The sequence below is a fragment of the Burkholderia sp. AU44665 genome, from assembly GCF_030504405.1.
Taxonomy (GTDB): Bacteria; Pseudomonadota; Gammaproteobacteria; order Burkholderiales; family Burkholderiaceae; genus Burkholderia; species Burkholderia semiarida.
In genome coordinates this window covers 1,120,850-1,142,141 of record NZ_JAUJRI010000001.1, presented here as the reverse complement: position 1 = coordinate 1,142,141, position 21,292 = coordinate 1,120,850, and the positions used below count along the sequence as shown (strand labels likewise).

Below are 21,292 nucleotides of genomic sequence, written 5' to 3'. Positions count from 1 at the left end.
GCGTACGCCGGACGGCGCGCGCGACGGCGCATGAGCGATCCGCGCGCGCTGCCGCCGGGCGAAGCGGCCGGGTCCGACGCGGCGCGGCTGCCGTGGCTGCACCCGCTTGCGCCGCCGCCTGCCGCGCGTGCCGCCGCGTTTCATGCGCTCGTGTGCGACTTCAACCTGCGGCCCGATCGCTATCTGCACGTGACGCGCGTGCCGGCCGAGTGGCCCGCGCGCTACCGTTCGCCGGATGCGTTCGGCGCGGCCGGCCGCAAGCTGCTGGCGCGGCACCTGCTCGCGCTGAACGGCGTGGCCGACCGGCACGACTTCGACGTGGCGAATCCGTGCGCGCGGCTCGCGCTGCTGCCGGGCGCGGCGCTCGAGCAACTGGCCGCGTATGCGGGGCTGCTGCTGCATCGCGCGTGGCTGCGCGACGCGCTGGCCGGGCGGCGCATCCGCGCGGAAGTGGCGGCGCGGCTCGGCGGCGATGCGCTCGAACTCGCGCTCGAACGCGCGCCGGAATTCGGCGCGCTCGCCGAAACGCTCGAACCGTGGCGCGCCGATCCCGCCGCGCTGCCGGTCGTGATTCGCGCGCGCGGCGGGCGCTTGCTCGCGGATTTCATTGGCGTGGCCGGCGACGCGGTGGCGCGGCGCGTGCGCCTGAAATTCAACCGCGCGATCGACGACGAAGCGCCGTACTGGCTGAACCGCGCGCAGCGCGATCAATTCGGCGAACTAATGTTCCTGTTTCTGATTCCCGAGAGGCTTGCGTCATGGGACTGGCTTTTCTGATCACGAGCGACAACCTGCAATTGCTGTCGGAGCGCAAGGTGCTCAAGGAGCGCGAATACGCGGCGCTGCTCGACGCGTCCGCGGTGATCGCGACCGCGCATGAAGAGGCCGCGCGCATCGTCGCCGACGCACAGCGCGAATTCGACAAGCGCCAGGCGGCCGGCTACGACGAAGGCATGCGCCGCGCGCAGCGAGAGCAGGCCGCGCAGGCGTACACGCAGGCGCTCGCCGCCACGCGCACGATGGAGACGATGAAGGATGCGATGGCCGAGATCGTCGTGAAGGCCGTGCGCGCGATCGTCGGCGAGATGAGCACGCAGAAGCTGTACGAGGCCGCGCTCGCGCGGATCGCGCCGCTCGTGCGCGACGAGGCGTTCCTGATCGTGCGCGTCGCGCCCGGGCGCACGGACGAGATGCGCGACGCGCTCGACGGCGCGTTCGCGGGGCAGTCGAACCGGCAGAAGATCCGCATCGTCGAGGACGCGCAGCTCGAACGCCACGCGTGCACGGTCGAGACGCCGTCCGGGCGCATCGACGCGAGCCTCGACCTGCAGATCGACGCGTTGCGCCAGGCGATCCGCCGCGACGCGCTGAAGGGCGCCGCGCGATGAACGCGCCGCTCGACGATCGGCAAACGTTCGGCGACGACGACGGCGCGCCGTTCGATCGCGGCCGCCTCGTCGGCGAGCTCGACGCGGGGCTCGCGTTCTTCTCGCCGGTATCGGTGCAGGGCCGCGTCAATCATGCGGTCGGGCAGATATTGAATGCGACCGGCATCCGCGCGCGGCTCGGCGAGATCTGCGAATTGCGCACGCCGAACCAGCCGACGCTGCTTGCCGAGGTGGTCGGCTTCTCGCGCCAGACGACGCTGCTCACGCCGCTCGGCGACGTGGCCGGGCTGTCGCCGGAGACGACCGTCGTGCCGTCCGGGCGCGAGCATGTGTTTCCGGTGGGCGAGGGGCTGTTCGGTCGCGTGCTCGACGGGCTCGGCCGGCCGCTCGACGATCGCGGGCCGGTGACGGGCGCCGCGTGGGTTTCGACGCAGCAGGACCCGCCGAACCCGCTCGCGCGCAAGATGATCGACACGCCGTTTGCGACCGGCGTGCGCGTGATCGACGGCCTGATGACGCTCGGCGTCGGGCAGCGCGTGGGCATCTTCGCGCCTTCGGGCGTCGGCAAGAGCACGCTGCTCGGGATGATCGCGCGCGGCGCGCAGGCCGACGTGAACGTGATCGCGCTGGTGGGCGAACGCGGCCGCGAGGTGCGCGAATTCATCGAGCACAGCCTGTCGCCCGAGGTGCGCGCGCGTTCGATCGTCGTCGTGTCGACGTCCGACCGCCCCGCGATGGAGCGCGTGAAATCCGCGCTGGTCGCGACCGCGATCGCCGAGCACTTCCGCGATGCGGGCAAGCGCGTGCTGTTGCTGGTCGATTCGCTGACGCGCTTCGCACGCGCGCAGCGCGAGGTCGGCCTCGCGAGCGGCGAGCCGCCGACGCGACGCAGCTTCCCGCCATCGACGTTCGCGGTATTGCCGCGCCTGCTCGAACGCGCGGGGCAAGGCGCGCACGGGTCGATCACCGCGCTCTACACGGTGCTCGTCGAAGGCGACGAGGAATCGGACCCGATCGCCGAGGAGGTGCGCTCGATCCTCGACGGCCATATCGTGCTGTCGCGCAAGATCGCGCTCGCGAACCGCTATCCGGCGATCGACGTGCTCGCGAGCCTGTCGCGCGTGATGCCGCTCGTCGCGAGCCGTGCGCACCAGCATGCGGCCGCGCGCGTGCGCGAGCTGATCGCGAAGTACCAGGAGATCGAGCTGCTCGTGCAGATCGGCGAGTATCGCGAAGGCAGCGACCGGCTCGGCGATCTCGCGCTGCGCGCGCGCGACGCGATCGGCGCGTTCTGCGCGCAGGCGTCGGACGAGGACGTGCGCTTCGACGCGCTGCTCGCGAAGCTGACGAAGCTGGCGAACGATCATGTCTGAAGCCGACGACCGCCTCGTGCTCGCGACGCTCGCCCGCCTGAAGCGCGTACGCGAGATGCGCAGCCAGATCGCGCGCGTCGCGGCCGCGCGCCAGCAAGGCATCGCCGCGCAGAGCCGGCGGGCGCTCGCGGCCGCGCAGGCGCAGCTCGCGCAGCAGGTCGCCGCGAAGGCTGCGATCCAGACGCGGCTGGCCGACGACGTGCGCGAAGCGCGCGCATTGCAGGACGCGGCGGCCGATACGCGCACGTTCGACCGGCATATCGGCGACGCGAACGCGTCGGTGAGCGAGGCCGCGCACGTGCATCGCGGCCACGAAGCGACGCTCGCCGACCTGCAGCGCGCCGCGCGCAAGGCGAAGGCCGCCGAGGACAAGCTGGAGAAGGCCGGCGAGAAGGCGCTGCACGCGCGCGCCGCGCGGGTCGAGCGCGACGCCGACGACGTCGCGGACGGCTACGCGGTGCGGCGCTTCGCGACGGGCGGCACCTGGGTGGCCGGCGCGGGCGACGCGGCAGGTCATGCGTCCACGCCGCCGGCGGCCGCGGCCGCGTTCGATGCGGCCATGACCGAAACGGAGGCGGGCGCCGACATCGCCGCTGAAACCGTGCTGTCCGACGTGCCCGAGGTGCCTGACGCGGCTGGCGATCCCGCCCCGCCCGCCGCCGCGGAGCGCCGATGCTAGACCAGGCCGCGGGTTTCAACGACGTCGCCGGCATGCTGCGGCCGCTGCTCTACGTGATGCCGCGCCTGTTGCCGATCATGCTGGTCGTGCCGGTATTCAACGAGCAGATCATCACGGGCCTCGTGCGCAACGGAATCGCGGTCGTGATCGCCGCGTTCGTCGCGCCGGCGATCGATGCCGCGCAGGTGGCCGCGCTGCCGTTCCTGATGTGGTGCCTGCTGGTCGCGAAGGAGGCGATGGTCGGCATGCTGCTCGCCGGCGCGTTCAGCGCGGTGCTGTTCGCGATCCAGGGCGTCGGCTACCTGATCGACTTCCAGACCGGCAGCGGCAGCGCCGCGTTCTTCGATCCGATGGGCGGGCACGAGGGCGGACCGACCTCGGGATTCCTGAATTTCGTCGCGATCGCTCTGTTCGTCACGGCAGGCGGGCTGCAGGTGCTCGTGCAACTGTTCGCGCAGTCGTACGCATGGTGGCCGATCGGCTCGCTCGGCCCCGATTTCTCGTCGATGCTGCAGACCTTCATCGTGCGCCAGACCGACACGATCTTCGAATGGATGGTGAAGCTCGCCGCGCCGGTCACGATCGTGCTGGTGCTCGTCGAGCTCGGCATCGGCCTGGTCGGGCGCGCGGTGCCGCAGCTCAACGTCTTCGTGTTCTCGCAGCCGCTGAAAAGCGCGCTCGCGATGCTGATGATGATCCTGTTCCTGCCGGTGGTGTACGCGTCGCTGCACGCGCTGCTGAGCCCCGACAGCGGGCTCGTGGCGCTGCTGCGCGCGCTGTTCGCCGCGCACGGCGGCGGCTGAGCGCGCGGGAGCCGCGATGGCCGAAAAGGACCAGAAGCCGACCGCGAAGCGCCTGCGCGAGGCGCGCGAGAAAGGCGACGTGCCGAAGAGCGCGGAAACGGTGTCGTCGGCGTTCTTCGTCGGCGTGTGCGTGGCGCTCGCGGTGGGCATCGGTTCGCTGTTCGCGCGCTTGCAGGCGCTGTTCCGGCTCGTGTTCGACGCGGTCGGCGCGGCCGACCCCGCCGCGCGGCTCGCGGTGCTGATCGACGGCGCCGCGCGCGACTGGGCCACGCAGTCCGCGCAGATCGTCGCGGCCGGGCTGCTGGCGGGGCTGCTCGCGGGCTTCGTGCAGGTGGGCGGCGTGATGGCGTGGAGCCGCCTCGTGCCGCAACTGTCGCGGCTCAACCCGGCCGAGGGGATGAAGAACCTGTGGTCGCTGCGCAACCTCGTCAACCTCGCGAAGATGCTGCTGAAGACGGCGCTGCTCGTCGCGACGCTCGGCTGGCTGATCGTCGAGTCGCTCGATCCGTCCGTGCAGTCGGGCTTCACGCGGCCGGTCTCGATCCTCGCGCTGATCGTGAAGCTGCTGATGCTGCTGTTCGGCTGGGCCGCGCTGATCTATATCGTGATGGCGCTGATCGACATCGTGCACCAGCGGCACGAGTTCAACCAGAAAATGAAGATGTCGATCGACGAAGTGCGGCGCGAGCACAAGGAGGACGAAGGCGATCCGCACATCCAGGCGAAGCGCCGCCAGCTCGCGCGCGAAGTGCAGTTCGCGTCGCTGCCCGACCGGATCGGCTATGCGTCGGTGGTCGTCTATTCGCCGCGCGTCGCGGTCGCGCTCTATTACGGCGGGATGGGCTCGCTGCCGTGGGTGCTCGCGCGCGGCGAGGGCGACGCGGCCGAGCGGATCGTGCGGCTGGCCCGCGACGCGCTGCGCCCGACGCTCGCGAACGTCGGGCTCGCGCAGGCGCTGTACGAGACGACGCCCGAGAACGGCACGATCCAGCCGCAGCATTTCCGCGAGGTCGCGCAGTTGCTGAAATGGGCGACCGGCGCCGCGTGACGTGGCGTGGCGGCGTCGCATCGGCATGCGGCCCCCTTTTTTTGTCCGCCACGTTTGCCGGCCAACTCATCCGATTCGATATGGCCCCGTTGCGCGACCATCCGCACGCGGCACTTGACGTCCATTTTTTTCCGGACGCCGCCGACATTCACTGGTGAATTATTGCTGATTTATTTCTTCGTAATATGGCTCGACCGTCACGCCCGACGGCGGCCGCGAGGTCGTGCCGTCCGTGACGGAACAGGTCAACAGGGGCGGACAAATCAATGTGCGGAATCGACGGCTTTCTGAATAGCGTCGCCTTCGATGAGGAGACAGCGCGCGGCACGCTCGCGCGAATGACGGCGAGCCTTGCGCACCGCGGGCCCGACGGACAGGGGATCTGGGTCGACCCGGAGGCCGGCATCGCGCTCGGCCACCGGCGGCTCGCGATCGTGGACCTGTCGGTGCACGGCCGGCAGCCGATGGCTTCCGCGTGCGGCCGCTACGTTCTCGTCTTCAACGGCGAAATCTACAACCATCGCGAACTGCGCGCCGAGCTCGAGCGCGCGGGGCGCGCACCGGCGTGGCGCGGCCACTCCGACAGCGAGGTGCTGATCGCGGCGATCGTCGCGTGGGGCGTCGAGGCCGCGTTGCGCCGGGCGACCGGCATGTTCGCGTTCGCGCTGTGGAACCGCGCGTCGCGGGTGCTGACGCTCGCGCGCGACCGGATCGGCGAAAAGCCGCTCTACTACGGGCGGATCGGCGACGCGCTCGTGTTCGCGTCCGAGCTGAAGGCGCTGCGCGGCTATCCGGGCTTCGACGGCGCGATCGATCGCGACGCGCTGTGCCTGTACCTGCGCCAGTCGAGCGTGCCCGCGCCTTACACGATCTATCGCGGCATCCGCAAGCTGCCGCCCGGCACGTACGTCCAGTTCGAACATGCGCGCGACACGCCGCGCCTGCGCACCTACTGGGCGCTTGAACAGGCGATCGAGGCGGGCCGCGCGCAGCCGTTCGAGGGCAGCGCCGACGAAGCCGTCGACCAGCTCGACACGGTCCTGCGCCAGGCCGTCGCGCGGCAGATGGAAGCCGACGTGCCGCTCGGCGCGTTCCTGTCGGGCGGCATCGATTCGTCGACGATCGTCGCGTTGATGCAGGCGCAATCGGCGACGCCGGTCGACACGTTTACGATCGGCTTTCACGAGGCCGGCTACGACGAGGCCGGTTACGCGAAGGCGGTCGCGCGCCATCTCGGTACGCGCCATACCGAGCTTTACGTGACGGCCGACCATGCGCTCGGCGTCGTGCCGAAGCTGCCGTCGATCTACGACGAGCCGTTCTCCGACGCGTCGCAGATCCCGACCTTTCTCGTCTCCGAACTGACGCGCCGGCACGTGAAGGTGAGCCTGTCCGGCGACGGCGGCGACGAGTTGTTCGGCGGCTACACACGCTATTTCCTGACGCCGCGCCTGTGGCGCAAGCTGCATCGCGTGCCGGCCGCCGTGCGCGCGCGGATCGCTGCCGCGCTGCACGCGTTGCGGCCCGATCACGCGGACCAGCTCGCGGCCGTCGCGCAGGGCGCGTGGGGCGGCGTGGAGGCGCGCGAATCGTCGTCGCGCATCGGCGATCGGCTGCACAAGCTCGGCCATGTGATGACGGCCGAGAGCCGCATCGGGCTGTACCGGCTGCTGATGTCGTCGGTGCATCATCCGGAGCGCATCGCGCTGTCGGGGCAGGAGCCGCCGACGCCGCTCGACACGGTGTCCGCGTGGCCCGCGCACCTGAGTTTCGCCGAGCAGGCGATGGCGATCGACACGCTCACGTACCTGCCGACCGACATCCTCGCGAAGGTCGATCGCGCGGCGATGGCCGTGAGCCTCGAGACGCGCATGCCGTTCCTCGATCATCACGTCGTCGAATTCGCGTGGCGCGTGCCGGCGTCGGTGCGCTTGCCGGAAGGTCAGTCAAAGGCGCTGCTGCGCCGGCTGCTCGACCGCTACGTGCCGGCCGCGCTGATCGACCGGCCGAAGCAGGGCTTCTGCGCGCCGGTCGACCACTGGCTGCGCGGCGCGCTGCGCGACTGGGCCGACGCGCTGCTGCGGCCGTCGCGCTTGCGCGAGGAAGGCTTCTTCGATGCGGCGGCGGTCGAGCGGCTGTGGCGCCAGCACCAGACGGGCCGGATGAACTGGCAGCATCAGTTGTGGACGGTGCTGATGTTCCAGGCGTGGCTGGAACATCAGCGGGCGGCGTGATGTCGCGTGATGCGGGGTGCCGCGCGCGACCGGCGCGCGCGGCGCCACGCGGCCCGCGCGCCGATATCAGCCCACGATCAGCGGCGTGCCGACCGCCAGGCGGTTCGGATCGCCTGACACCGACGGATTGAGCTGCAGGATCTCGTTGAGCGCGAGCCTGTCCTGCTCGCCGCGCGTCATCGCCTGCTGATCGGCGCGCGACACGTGTGCGGCGTCGAGCAGCGACTGGCGATGCCGGTCGGCGACGACCCACAGCGAATCGCCGGCGACGACGATGTAGGGCTGCGGCGACCCGGACGGCTGCGCGGTCGACGGCGTGGCGCTGGCCGACGGCGAAGCCGGCGCGGCAGGCGGCGTACCGGGTGATGCGCTCGCCGAAGCGCTCGCCGAAGCGCTTGGCGTCGCGCTTGGCGAAGCGCTCGCCGAAGGACTGGCCGAAGCGCTCGGCGACGCGCTCGCCGACGCACCGGGCGCGAGATTCGATTGCGACGAATTCGACTGATTCGACTGATTCGACGAACCGGACCCCGAGCCGAAGAACGTCGTCCACAGCCCTTCGATCAGCTTGTACGCGAACGCGCCGACCGGAATCAGGACGACGGCCGTCGGGATCTTGTTGATCAGCGGCGTCGCGTTCGGGAAATGCGTGTTCAGACGCCCGCCGAGCAGCAGCGCGGTGGACACGCCGGTCGCGATCGCGAGGTCGTAATGGCCGCCGCTCCACTGCACGCCGGTGCCGAGGCCGCCGTACGCGACGGCCATGAAGTCGCTCGCCGAATCGGTAAAGCGCACGATGCGGCTGCGCTTGTCGGCATTCACGCGGTGCGCGCCGATCGTATAGACGAGCCCCGCATACGTGGCGCCGAACGCGCCGCTCGCGATGGCGGCCGACCCGTAGGCGAGATCGAACGCCCCGTGCGCGTGCACGACGCCGCTGATGCCGACCGCGAGCGTCGCGGTCGACGTGATCGCGGCGCCCGCGCGGCCCGCGATCCCGAACAGGTGACGCGGGTTGCCGGTATGGAGCTGCTGCAGCGACGTGCCGCCGACGGTGCCCTGCATCTGCGCGAGCACGTCCGCGGCGAGCGCCTTGATGTGGGTGGTCGCGTCGTCGAAGCTCATCAGCCCGACGCGGTTCAGTTCGACATACTGCGCGGCCAGCGTCCGCGCTTCGTTCGAGATCTGTTCGAGCTGGGCGCGCCGGTTCTGCCCGTAATCGTGCGCGCCCGAGCGCAACTGCCGCGACAGCGTCACTTCGAGCCGCGTGAGCACCGCCTGCGCGGCCTTCGGATCGCCGGCCTGCAGGCTGCGCACCGCACCCTGGTGCATGACCTGGAACACGCGGCCCAGACGCGAGCCCAGCAGGAACGACGACGTCGCGCTGCCCAGCATGTCCTGCCGCAGCACGTGCGTCGCGCCGAGCGTATCGGCGATCACGAGCGCGCCCGCGCCGGTGACGAGCGAGCTGAAGCCGATCGACTTCCACAGCTCCGCCTTGCGGAACGACGGCCGATGCACGCGCAGCGCGTTGATCTGCGCGAGCGCCTGCAGCTCCTCGATCATCTTGGCCTGTTTCGGGTTCGCCGCGATCTGCCGGCCGACGCTGATCGGCTTCGACGGATCGTTCTTCAGCGCTTCGCGCTCGACCACCGATTGCCAGTACGCGCGACTGTCGGGCAGCGGCCCCGCGGGATCGGCGGTCGACACGACGGTGCCGCGCGCCGGCGCGCGGCTGCCGGTTTCCGCGAGCCAGCGTTCGCCGAAGCGGCGCGCGAGCTTTTCGGTGCGCGTGGCGGGCGGATGATCGGCCGACGCCCACTGCGTCATCGCATGCTCGATGGTCGCCTTGCGCGCCTGGTTGACGAGCGCGGTCGTGTTGCGTTCGTACAGTTCGCCGCGCAGCGTCGCGAGCGCGTCGTCGGACAGGCCTTTCGACTTGCCGATGCGCGCGATTTCCGCGAACAGCACCTGCTGCTGGTTCGCGAACGTCTCGGGGCTCACCGGTTCGAATACGCGCGTGAGCGCATCGGCGCCGTGCAGCCGCGCGAATTTGCCGTGACGGTCGGTCTGGTAATAGTCGACGATCCGTTCCGCCAGCGCCCGCGTCAGGTCCTGGTTCGCGATGAAGTCGGCGCCGTGCGTGCCGTACGACAACCCGACGTGCAGCCAGTCGATCGCCTTGCGGTCGAGCAGCGCATCGAGCAGCTCGACGTGGCCGGCGCCCGGCACCGGTTCGAGCACGGCGTCCCACCCGTGAAAGCTCAGCATCACGTTCGGCGCGGGCTCGCCGGCATGATCGTGCGACCACGTCTCGAACGACGTCATGAGCCGCGTGTATTCGGCGTAGCTGTCGTTGGTGCCGGCGATCGTGCGGCGGTCGTCCGCGGAGACGAGCGGGCGGCCCGACGCCGCTTCGAGACGAAGCTGGAAGCCATGGCGCGACGCCGCGGTGAGCCATTTGTGCAGATGCGCGATGTCGTCGAGCTCGAGCGTGCGCGTGGTGCCGTCCGGCGCCTCGCGCGTGATCGTCGCGTCGGCCTCGTTGTAGCGCGCGCCGATCGGGGAGCCGAACTGGCGGGCGCGCCGGATGAACGCCGGATCGTGCTTGCCGCCGCGCGCGGCCGCGAGCGTGTGCGGATCGACCGGAATCGACACCACCGGCATCGCGCCGCCGTATTGCTCGACGTAGCGCACCGCGAGCGCGGGATCGTCGCGCAGGTTGAACGCGCGCGCCATCGGCGCGACGCGGTCCTGGATCTCGGCCGGCGCGCGCACGAACGCCTGGATCGCGCGCTTGTCGATCATGCGGGCCGCGCTGTGGCGCGTGGCGTACGCCTGCATCCACTTCACGAACCGGTTGTGATCGCCGCCGGGATCGGCCACCGGCCCGCGCGACGGCATGCTCGACACCTCGCGCGCGAGACCGATGGGGATGCCGAGCGCTTTCAGCATCGGTGCGTCGGCCAGGATCGTCTGCGGTTCGTCGGTCAGCGCGAGACCGCCGGCATCGGGCAGGTGCCTGCGCGCGGCGAGCGCCTTCACGCGGTCGACCGTCGGGAACCAGTCGGCCACCTTGGCCGCGCCGTAGCGCATCACCCATTCCGCGACCGTGCTCGAACCGAGGCTCGGCTGGTAGGGCCGCAGCGTCAGCGGCTTGGCCGCCGGCGTTTTCGGCGGCTTGGGCGCGGCCGGCGTGTTCGACGCGTTCGACGCATTCGCGGCGCGGCGGTTGCGCCGGCGGCCCTTGCCGCGCAGCGCATTGCGCACCCGGCTGGCGGGGCCGGTGGGGCCCGTCGCGCCGCCCGCCTGCTGCGCGGCCTGCCGCGCGGCTTGCTGGGCGGCGGCGAGGTCGGCCTGCGCGGCTTTCACGCGATCGATCTGGCCGGCGATCTGCGTGCGGATCCAGCGCGTCGCGAGGTCGAACTTCTGCGGCAGCGCATCGAAATACGACTTCTCGTCGAGCAACTGCGTGAGCCGTTGCGCGAGCGCGGCTTTCTGCGTGGCGGTCGCGCGCGGGTCGAACGCATCGGGCGCGAGCGTCGACAGCAGGAAGTGCTGGTTCGCGCCGAACGGGCCGCGCCCGAGCGGCATCTCGTCGAGCGGGCGGCCCGCGTCCGGCCGGTCGCGCAATTGCTCGGCGTCGTCGTACCAGCGCGCGTTGCCGTCGTGGATCGCGATGATGCCGCGGCGCGTGTGCAGCGATTCGGCGACCGGATGATCGGTCTCGTACACGTACACGTAGTGATCGCCGCGAAGAGCCTTCAGCTCCAGCGCGCGCATCAGGTGCAGCGTGTTCGCGCCGCTGAAGTCGATCGCGAGCTGCTCGCTGTCCGGTACGAGCTTCGGCGGCAGGAACGGACTGTCGGCGCCCTCGATTTCCGCGATCTTGCGGCGCACGCCGGGATCGGCTTTCGCGAGGCCGCGCTGCACGCGCGTGCCGAGTTTCTGCATCGGCGGCTTCTCGTCGCCGAGCGCCTTGCGCAGCTCCGCCGGCGCGAAGCCGCCGTAGCGCTCGACCGTGTCGTGCGCGACGTCCGTCACGACGAATCGCACGCCGCGCCGGCCGCCGGACAGGTTGCGCGCGCGCCGGCGGAACGCGGCGCCGAGATCGCGCGGCGCGATCGTCGCGTCGCCGAGCGAGGTCGATTCGTGATAGGTCCAGTCGTGCGCGGCGTTGCGCGTCGCGTAGCCGAGCACCGTGCCGGTTTCCTTGTCGATCGCGTAAAGCGTCGCGCCGTCGCCGGCCGCTTTCGCTGCCTGTTTCGGCCGGCGAAAGCGCGGCGCGTCGGCGAGCGACTTCAGCGTCGTGACGACGTTCGCGCCGGGCGTCGCGCCTGCCTGTTCGGCTTCCCACGCGCGCCCGTCGCTGCGCGCGGTGATCCGCGCGGCGCCGCCGTACTCGCGCAGTTCCGCGAGCGACACGGGCGACACGTAGAAATCGACGTCCGCGCGTTCCGCTTGGCCGTTGTCCTTCAGCGCGCGATAGACCGCGTCGCGGATCGGTACGGCCGGATCGGCGGACGCCTTGTCGACGAACGTACCGTTCTCGTCGGTGCGCATGCTCGCGACGAACTTCGGCTGCGCGTGGCGCGCGTCGATGGAGGCCTCCGGCCGCGGTTCGTGCTCCGCGATCAGCACGTGCGCATTCGTGCCGAACGCATCCTTCATCTGCTGGAGCGACGCGAGTTGCGAACCGTCGATGCGGATCAGGTCGCGCTTGCCGTGCGACGCGAGGTGATCGAGCGCATGCTGGCGGCTTGCGGCGTCCGCCGTCGCCGCGGGCACGGGCGCGTTCGACGCCGGCTGCGGCGCGGGCGCGGGCATCTCGCGCGGCATGCCGAGCGCCTGCATCGCGTCGGCCTGGCTCGCGTAGTACGCGCGATAGGTCGCGTGGCCCGGCACGGACGGCGCGGCGTCGCCGAATGCGGCCGCGAGCCGGCGCAGCCCGGCTTCGTCGCCGGGCAGCACGTGGTCGGCTTCGCGTGCGATCGCGTCGGGCAGGCGGGCGTCCCGCGCGATGTCGATGCCGCCATCGTCGAGGATTTCGCGGCGCACCGCGAACGCGTTCGCCTGCGCGCGCGCCTCGGCCATCAGCGCGCTGTCGGTCAGCGCCTCCGGCGACGAGCGGTCGAGCGCGAGGCGGCGCGTGATCGTCTCGACCGCGTGCTGCGCTTCGTGCGCGAGCGTGTAGACGAGCGTGCCGCTGCCGTGGAACTGCCCGTCGAGCACGATCCGCTGCTTCGCGGTATCGATCCGGCTGCCGCGCCCGGGCCGGCCCACCACGATTTTCCACCCGGCCTCGCCGGCCAGCGCGACCTGCTGGCGCAACAGGCTCGAGCGGTCGATCAGCGCATGGGCGGCCTTGGGCAGCGGCGCGCCGCCGAAGCGCATGCGCACGCGCGTGATGACGGACGGCTTCTGCACGAACGCGTCGGGCGGCAGGTGTTCGGTGATGCCGGGATGCGCGAGCTCGATCGCACCGCGCGCGATGCCGTCCTCGAGCGTCGCGCGCAGCGCGCCGATCTCGCGGACGATGCCTTCGACGTTCAGCTTCGGCGCATCGGTCATGACCGTCGACGGGTCGCTCAGGTAGAAGTCGCCGTGCGCGTCGAACACGCCTTCGAAGTCGTAGTACAGGCGGTGCCGCGCGGTGACGTCGCGCGCGCGGTCGAGCTGCGCGAATGCGTCGCGAGTGACGCGCGCCGGCAGCACGCCGGCCATCACGTCGTGGCTGCTCAGCGACGCGAACGGCGCGTACATCACGGCCACGCGATCGAATGCCGAGAACGGGCCGCCGACCGTGAGCGTGCGCAGCCCGTGCGCGCGCAGCGCCGCGAGGCCTTCCTGTTCGAGGCGGATCGATTCGATGTGGTCGAGAATCGCGCGATTGTCCGTGCCTTCGTAGAGGCCGATCGCATTGCGGCGACCCAGTTCGAACACGGTCTTCTCGATGCCGGCGCCGGTCGCCGCGCCGGTGAAGCGCTCGACCGGCACGCGCGCGGCCGGATCGCCGCTCACGTGGACGCCGTTGCCGTCCACGTCGAGCGCGCCCAGCTCCGGGCGCTGGTGCGGCGCGGGATCGTAGCGCAGCCACGCGTTCGTGTGGCCGAGCCGCGCCTCGGCGCCGAACCCGACCGCGATCGTCGGCGGTGCGTAGACGGGGCGCTGCCAGACGTTCGCGAGCCATGCGGCGGCGTCGCGGCCGTTGCGGGCCGACAGAATCACCGACGAGCCGGGCAGGCCGAGCACCGAGCGGTGCGCGAGCGTGACCTCGACCGGCGTGTAGGGCCGGCCGTGCGGATCGACGAGGCGGCCTTGCGCATCGGTGACGCCATGCACGATCACGATGCGGCCGTCGCGGTCGTACGACAGCGGGCCCGAGCGGTCGAGCGTCAGCGCGTCGACGCCGGCGACCGGCTTGCCGTCGAACGGCGATGCCTTCACCGGACGTGCGCGCGACCATGCCGTTTCTTCGGCGAGCGTCGCGGCCGTGTCGCGCGGCGCCGGCATCGTGACGCCGGTGCGCCGCGCGGCCTGCGCATGGCGCCGATACAGCTCGCCGTAGGTCACGCCGCCGTCGAGCGACGTCGGGCTGTGCTCGAACGCGTCGGCGAGGCGCGCGAGCGACGCGGCGTCGCCGGCCCGCGCGCGGCCGTATTCGTTGGCGATTGCCTCGGGCAGCGCGACGTGGCGGCCGATGTCGACGCCGAGGTTCGCGCGGATCTCGTCGCGCACCGCGAATGCATTGACCTGCGCGCGCGCCTCGGCGAGCAGCGCGCTGCGCACGTAGCGCTGCGTCGAGCCGTAGTCGAGCCCGAGCGTGCCGGTCGCGGCCTCGAGCGCATGGCGGGCTTCGTGCGCGAGCACGTAGACCATCGATCCGGCCGACTGCAGGCCGCCGTCGATCGTGACGCGCCGCCGCCGCGTGTCGATCTTGCTGCCGCCGCCGGGCTTGCCGCGCACGACCTTCCAGCCTGCGTCGGCGCCGAGCCGAAGCTGCTGCGACAGCAGGCTCGATGCGTCGATCAGCCGGTACGCTTCCTTCGGCAGCGGCGCGCCGCCGAAGCGCATCCGCACGCGCGTGATGACCGACGGCTTCTGCACGAACGCATCGGGCGGCGGCGTTTCCGCCAGCCGCGGATGCGCGAGTTCGATATTGCCGCGCTCGAGGCCTTGCGTCAGCGCGCGCTCGATCACCGCGAGCCGCTCCAGCGCGGCGAAGTGCTCGCTCGCGCCCATGCCGATCGCACCGGGGTCGCTCAGCAGGAAATCGCCGCCGCGCGTGAAGAGGCCTTGCAGGTCGAAGCCGATGCCCGTGCGTTCGACGACGTCGCGAATCCGCTGGATGTGCTCCAGCGCCGCGCGCGACACCACGCGCGGCAGCGCGCCCGTCTCGAAGCCGAAGCTGTGGAACACGCCGAGCGGCCGGTACAGCACGGCGACGCGGTTCAGCGCGGAGAACGGCCCATCCATCGTCACGGTCTTCAGGCCGTACGAGGCGAGATCGTCGAGTGCGATGCTCTCGTCGATCGCCGCGTCGATCTGGCGGGCTTCCGACGTATGCGGGCCGGTGTCGTACACCGCGAGCGCGGCATCGTGGCCGAGCGCGAACACGGTTTTCTCGGCGCCGGCGCCGAGCAGTTCGCCGACGTGACGCTCGACGTCGATCCGCGCGGCCGGATTGCCTTCGACGTGCACGCCTTCGGCATCGGCCGCGAGCGGCCCGAGATCGTGCGGCGCCGCGGGTGCCGGGTCGTAGCGGCGGAACACGCCGGTGTCGAGCAGCGCCGCGCGTTCGCCGACCGCGTGCGGGGGCGGCGCATATACCGGCCGCTGCCACAGATTCGCGAGCCCGGCGGCCGCTGCATCGCCACCGTGCTTCGCAGACAGCACGATCGAATAGCCGTCCTTGACCAGGAACGACGGCGCCTGGTCGAGCGCGTATTCATGCACGCCGGCCGGCCGGCCGCCCGAGAGCAGCGAGCCGTCCGCCAGCGTATCGGCGTGCAGCATCAGCACGCCTTGGTCCTGCAGCATCGTGAAGTGGCGGCTGCGCGCCGCCTGCAGGTCGGCCACCGCCGGCACGGGCCCGTCGCCGAACGGCGACGCATATTCGGCATGCGCGCGGCTCCATGCCACGCGTTCGTCGAAGCCGCGCACGCCGCGCGGCGCGTCGCCGATCTCGTGCGTCTGCGGCGCGGGCATCCGGCGCGGGATGCCGCCGCGGCGCTTCTGGCGTGACCAGACGTCGTCGTAGAAGTCGCGGTAGGTCTCGCCGTCGCGGCCCGACACGGGCGCATCGGCGAATGCGTCGACGAGGCGTCCGACCGTGCCCGCATAGTCGTGCGACGGCGCGCGCCACGCGGCGCCTTCGCGTTCGATCGCATCGGGCAGGCGCACGTGCGCGGCAATGTCGCCGCCGCCCGCGAGCTCGATTTCGTAGCGTGCCTCGAACGCGTTGATCTGCGCGCGGGCCTCGGCTTCGAGCGCCTTGCGCGTGAAGCGGCTGCGGTTGCCGTAGTCGAGGTTCAGCACGCCGGCCATCGCCTCGACCGCATGGCGCGCCTCGTGCGCGAGCGTGTACGTGATGCTGCCCGGATGCTGGAGCGCGCCGTCGATCGTCACGCGGCGCTTGCGCGGGTCGATGCGGCCGCCGCCGCCGCGCTTGCCGAGCGTCACGCGCCAGCCGGCGTCCTGCAGCATGCGCAGTTGCGTGGCGAGCGTGCCCGACTGCATCGCGAGCGCCTGCGCGGCTTCGGGCAGCGCCGCGCCGCCGAAGCGCATCTGCATCCGCGTGACCCAGCCCGGCTTCGATGCGCCGTGGTCGGGCGGGGCCGTCTCGGTCGTTTCGGGGTGCGCGGCGGCGAGGCCGACGTCGTCGTTCGCCGCGGTGCGACGTTCGCCGCCCGCCGGCGCGCGGGCGGCCTGGCCGTGCGCGTCGTCGAGCGCGCGTGCGCCGCGGTCCGCCGCGGCCGTGTCGTGCTCCGCCATTCGCTCGGGCGCGCCGGCGCGTTCCGGCTGGACGAGCACGAGCACGCGGTTCGGCGCGCTGAACACGCCGTCGAGCGCATGGACCGGCTCGGGCGGCGCGGCCGTCCGCGGCATCGCCGGTTCGTTCGGGCCGCGCTTGCCGGCCAGCACGATCACCGTGTCGTCGGCGGCCGCGCGGGGCGACGTGGGCGGCGCTTCGTCGGGCGCGATGCCGTCCGGCAGGCCGGCTTCAGGGGCCGCGGCCGTCTCCGGCGCGGGATCGAAGCGCAGCACGCGCGCGTCCGCGCGCAGTTGGCCGTCCGCACCGAATGCGTCGGGCGCGGCCGCATAGACGGGCTTCTGCCAGCGGTTCGCGAGCTCGGGTGCGAGCGCCGCGTCGTGTTCGCCGGCGACGACGATCACCGGTTCCTCGAGATCCTGCGGGCGCGGCGACGATGGCCGCGCCCCGGGCGCGTCGGGAGTCGCGCCGCTGCGCACCACGTAGACCGTGCGATCGCCCAGCTCCATCGCCTCGGCGCGCGGCCCGCGCGGTACGGCGATGCCGGCCGGATCGGACGTCGCCGCGCGCGTGATGGGCGCGTCCTCCGTCAGATCGACGACCTTCGCGTTGACGCGCGGCGGCGCGCCGTCCGGCTTCGCGCGCGTGCCCGGGCCGGCCGGCTCGTCGGCCGCGACCGGCCGCCAGCGCATCGATTGCGTATCGGCGCTGCGCCGGTTGGTGCTCGCGGTCGTGCTGCGTTCGGCATCGGTCTGGTCGCGCTGCTGCTGCACGCGGGCGCGTTCCTCGCTGGTGCGTCGCGTGCTGCGCGCATCGGCAGACACGCTCGCGGCTTCGCCTTCGGCCGCCGTCTGCGCGAGGCGGCGCGGCGCCTGCGCGCCGGCGGCCGTCTGCCGGTAGGCGTCGCTCGCCTGGTCGAGCACGTGTTGCAGCACGTCGAGCGGCGTCTTCGCGACGATCTTCGGCGTCACGCTCATCTCGCCGTCGGGGCCGAACGACATGCGCTCGCCGGTGCCCGTCACGTCGTCGACGCGCGTGCCGTTGGTCCATGCCTTCGGCGACACCGATACGACGGACAGCGTGCCGTCTTCGCCGAGCACCACCGATTTGCCCGGCGGCAGGCGCTTCGCGGATGCGCGGTCGAGCACGCGAATCGGCGTGTTGTCGTAGGTGAGCACCTTGTCGCCCACGCGCAGCGTGCCGTCCGGCGACACCTTGACGGCTTCGCCGTCGAGCGTCACGCGCGTGCGGCCGGCCGCGAGCGACGACGCGTCGCCGCTCTCGAGTATCCGGCCGATCGTCTGGCTGTCGACGGCGACGGTCTTGCCGTCGGCCCCGCGAATCGGCACCGGCCGGCCGGTGCGCGTGCGCACCGACGTCACCGCGCGTTCCTTGAGGCCGCCGGCCGCCATCAGCGCGACGTTGGTGATCCCGGACTTGAGCTGCTCGCCGGCCGCCTTCTTGTCGCCCGTGACGAAATAGTCGTAGCCGGCTTCGCCGAACGCCTCGAGCGCACCGCCCACGCCCGTCACGACCGCAGTGGTCCGCGCGCCGGTGGCGAGCACCGACGCGACCTTCGGCGTGCGCGTGAGCGTCGTGACCGCGCGCGTGAACAGCTTGCTGCCGGCGAGCTTCGCGGCGCCCGCCGCGCCCATCGGCACGAGATTGATGAAGTCGGCCCGTGCGCCCGGGTCGGTAAACGGATTGAGGCTGCGCCCGTGGTCGGCGCGGTTGGCCAGATCGAGGCCGGCGCTCGTCATCGTCGCGCCGATCGCCGTGTACATCATCCCCGCGCCGAGGATGTTCAGCGGCACGCCGACGATCGCGCCGATGCCGGTGCCGTCGAGCAGCGTGCCGAGGCCTTCGAGCGCCATCCCGCCGACCATCATGCCGATGTTCAGGCCGGTGCTGGTCAGCGTGTTCAGAAAACTGTCGAAGCCGCTTTCGTGATGCGCGGCCTTCGACACGAGCTGCAGCGTGCCGTCCGCGTTGTGGCCGGTCGCGATGTCGACCGTGCCGTCCGTCGACAGCTCGTTGTTGTCGATGTAGTCGTTGATGTCGTCGTAGTTGCTCGCCGTCTCGTCGACGTACTGCGTGCCGTCCTTGCCGCTGACCTTGAACAGCGCGCTGGTGGTCATGCCGGCCTCCTTGGCGGCGTAGACCATCGGCAACACGCTGACCTGCGTCGTCGCGCCGCCGCCGATCTCCAGCAGCTTGTCGCGCACGCTGTTGATCGTCTTGAGCTTTTCCTTGTCGGTGTAGCGCGCGACGTCGTCCTTCGTCGGCGATACGGGGTCCGAACCGTCGCCCGACGCCGCATCGTTCCGGACGTCCGGCTGCATGCCGAGCGCGACGCCGATCAGGTTGCGCTGTTCGTTGTCGGTCAGCTTGCCGAACGCGATCGTGCCGCCGTTGTTGGTGCTCGCGCTGGCCGCGTCGAGCAGCGAGTTCGACAATTCGCCGCGATGTGCTTCGTAGAAATCGTGCAGCGCCTTCTTGTAGTCGTTCTCCTCGTCCGAGCCGGGCGCCGCGTAGCGCAGCCGTTCGTCGAGGCCGGCGTCGAACCGGTCCATCAGCACCTGCTGATGCGACGTCTCGCTCAGCAGCTGCAGGCGCTGCACCGCGTTGTCGGCCTGCGTGACGGCCGCCTTCGCCTTGTCGAGCTGGTCCTGATACAGGTTCGGGCGCGGCGCCGACGGCGCCGGGATCATGTCGTCGCCCGCGACGGCGCGAAAACGCATGGGCGGCGGATTCGCGGCGGCCCAGTCGTCGTACTGTTTCTGTACCGACTCGAGCGTGCTCTTCGCCTGCGTCTGCTTGATGCGCGCCTGCGACAGCGCGAGCTGGGTCGCGCGCTCGTTGACCGAATCCGACATCCGGCTGTCGGCCGCGCGGATCGCGCCCGCGACGGTCTGCATGCGCTTCACGTCGAGCATCGTCGGGCCCGCCTGCACGGCGGACGGGCCAGACGATTGCGGCAGCAGGAACGGGCGGTCGAGCAGCGGCGACGCGGGCAGCGACGACGCGTCGTTGGACCCCGGCAACGTCGGCGAGGCCAGCGGCGACGCGCTCGGCAGCGACGGCGTGCCGGTGGGGGCTGCCGACGCGGCCGTCGACAACGACGACGCGGGCAGGCCGGGCAGGCCGTTCGCGGTCGACAGCGACGGCGTCAGCAGCGGCGACTGGAGCGCGGGTTTCGTGAATATCGATGGCGGGTTGACCTTCGCCTTGATCTGCGAGGCCTGATCGTCGTACTGCTGCGCGAGCGTCGCGCCGTACGCGACGACGAAGCCGTCGTGCGCGATGCTCGCCTGCTGCTTCGCCTGATCGAGCTTCGCATACGCATCGCCGAGGTCCAGATCGACCTGCGGATCCTTGATCATCGCGTGCGGATTGTCCTTGTGCCACGCGTTGGATGCGTCCAGCTTCTTCGTATAGTCGGCCTGCAGCGTGTCGACCTGCCGCTGCGCGGACAGCATCTGCAGATAGCCGCCGCTCGTGTTCGCGGCCGTCTGCGCGCGGGCGAGCGCGGTCTTCGCGTTCGACACCTCGTTCGGGACGATCACGGTCGGCCCTTCCTTGCCGCTGGCCGAATCGTAGCGCTGCTGCGCGTTCGTGAGCGCCAGGCTGTCGTTGGCCGCGCCGTACGCGGCGTTCGCGTAGTTCGCATCCTTCGCGGCGGCCGTGACGGCCTGCTGCGCGGCGTCCTGCGAAGCGGGGGCGTCGGGCATCGTGACGCGCAGCTCCAGCGGCTGCAGCGCGTCGTTCAACCGCCCGACGCCCGCATCGAGCGCGGCCTTGTAGTCCGGATCGGCGAGGTACGACTGGAACTGCGTATAGGCGAGGTTGGAATTCGCGACGTCCGCGAAGTATTTCGACGCGCCCACGGCCGCCTTCGCGCTCGCGGTCTGCCAATCGTCGTAGAGCCGGATCTGCAGCGGATTCTTGCAGTCGCCCGGCTGCGGTACCCAGTTCGGATCGTTCGCATGGTCGGGGAAGGCGGCCAGCAGCGTCTTGAACTGCTGGTCGGCCGCGTGCTGCGCGTCGCCGGGGTCCGTCACCTTGCCGGAGTCGTCGATCTTCATTCCGGCCGGCATGTCGGCGTTTGCCTGTTCGCCGTACAGGATCATGTAGCCGGCGTCGGTCGTCACGTTCAGCTCGCGCTGCGCGGTGTCGGCCGCCGTGCGCGCCTTCGCGTAGTCGGCCTGCGCGGTCTTGCGGTCGTCGGCCGTCGACTCGGGATCGCGGTTGACCAGATGCAGCACGTTCTGCGCGCCCTGTAGCGTCTGCGACGCGTTGTCGTACTTCGTCTGCGCGTCCTGGATCGCTTTCTGCACCGCGCGCGTCTTGTCGTTCTCGACGGTGATGTCGGGCGGCGGCGCCGTATATTGCGCGGCCATGTTCTGGATCAGCGACGTCGCGGACTGGATCTCGGCGTTGGTCGGCTTCGACGGATCGGTGGCCAGCGACGCGGTGACGGGAATCGGCGGGGTGGCGCTCGGATTCGCGGGCCCGGCCGCCGGATCGTCCTTCTTCGGCGGCGGAGGCGGCGGGGGCGGCGGCGCCACGACCGGATTCAGCGTTTCCGACAGGAAGCGCTGCCAGTTCACACCCAGTCCCAATCCGTCGATCAACAGCATGCTCGTCTCCGTTGAACCGCGCGACGCGCGGCACGCGCGGCGCCCTGCACGCCGCGACGTGATCGTTCGAGTGTACGGATGCACCCGGCAGCGGGAACACCGCAGTTTCGTAGCGGCGGGAAGCGGCCGGCGCCTGCG

The 21,292-nt window shown here is 71.3% G+C and carries 8 protein-coding genes; 7 read left to right on the top strand and 1 reads right to left on the bottom strand.

The window, feature by feature from the left end:
• The first annotated feature begins 30 nt into the window (after positions 1-30).
• From QZM15_RS05040 to asnB, 7 genes are all read left to right on the top strand, one after another.
• Positions 31-777, top strand: coding sequence for a SctK family type III secretion system sorting platform protein (locus QZM15_RS05040; protein WP_302105997.1), 747 nt, complete (start codon positions 31-33; stop codon positions 775-777).
• Positions 759-1,388, top strand: a complete 630-nt coding sequence (gene sctL, locus QZM15_RS05035) for a type III secretion system stator protein SctL (protein WP_059639764.1) — start codon at positions 759-761, stop codon at positions 1,386-1,388. The genes QZM15_RS05040 and sctL overlap by 19 nt, the downstream gene beginning before the upstream one ends.
• Positions 1,385-2,761, top strand: coding sequence for a type III secretion system ATPase SctN (sctN, locus tag QZM15_RS05030; RefSeq protein WP_059584714.1), 1,377 nt, complete (start codon positions 1,385-1,387; stop codon positions 2,759-2,761). The genes sctL and sctN overlap by 4 nt, the downstream gene beginning before the upstream one ends.
• A complete protein-coding gene (locus tag QZM15_RS05025) occupies positions 2,754-3,440 on the top strand; it encodes a hypothetical protein (protein WP_059639762.1) in 687 nt (228 codons plus the stop codon). The genes sctN and QZM15_RS05025 overlap by 8 nt, the downstream gene beginning before the upstream one ends.
• A complete protein-coding gene (gene sctT / locus QZM15_RS05020; RefSeq protein WP_059584718.1) occupies positions 3,434-4,243 on the top strand; it encodes a type III secretion system export apparatus subunit SctT in 810 nt (269 codons plus the stop codon). Before QZM15_RS05025 ends, sctT begins: the two co-directional genes overlap by 7 nt.
• A gap of 16 nt (positions 4,244-4,259) precedes the next feature.
• Positions 4,260-5,291, top strand: coding sequence for an EscU/YscU/HrcU family type III secretion system export apparatus switch protein (locus QZM15_RS05015; RefSeq protein ID WP_060310650.1), 1,032 nt, complete (start codon positions 4,260-4,262; stop codon positions 5,289-5,291).
• Between the two features lie 266 nt (positions 5,292-5,557).
• Positions 5,558-7,525: an asparagine synthase (glutamine-hydrolyzing) gene (asnB, locus tag QZM15_RS05010; protein WP_099317667.1), complete on the top strand. Its 1,968-nt coding sequence runs from the start codon at positions 5,558-5,560 to the stop codon at positions 7,523-7,525.
• A 66-nt stretch (positions 7,526-7,591) separates the two neighbouring features.
• Here the strand turns inward: asnB and QZM15_RS05005 are convergent, their stop codons facing one another.
• Entirely contained in the window at positions 7,592-21,154 is a 13,563-nt protein-coding gene (locus QZM15_RS05005) for an LWXIA domain-containing protein (protein WP_302105966.1), read from the bottom strand.
• Positions 21,155-21,292: the final 138 nt, after the last annotated feature.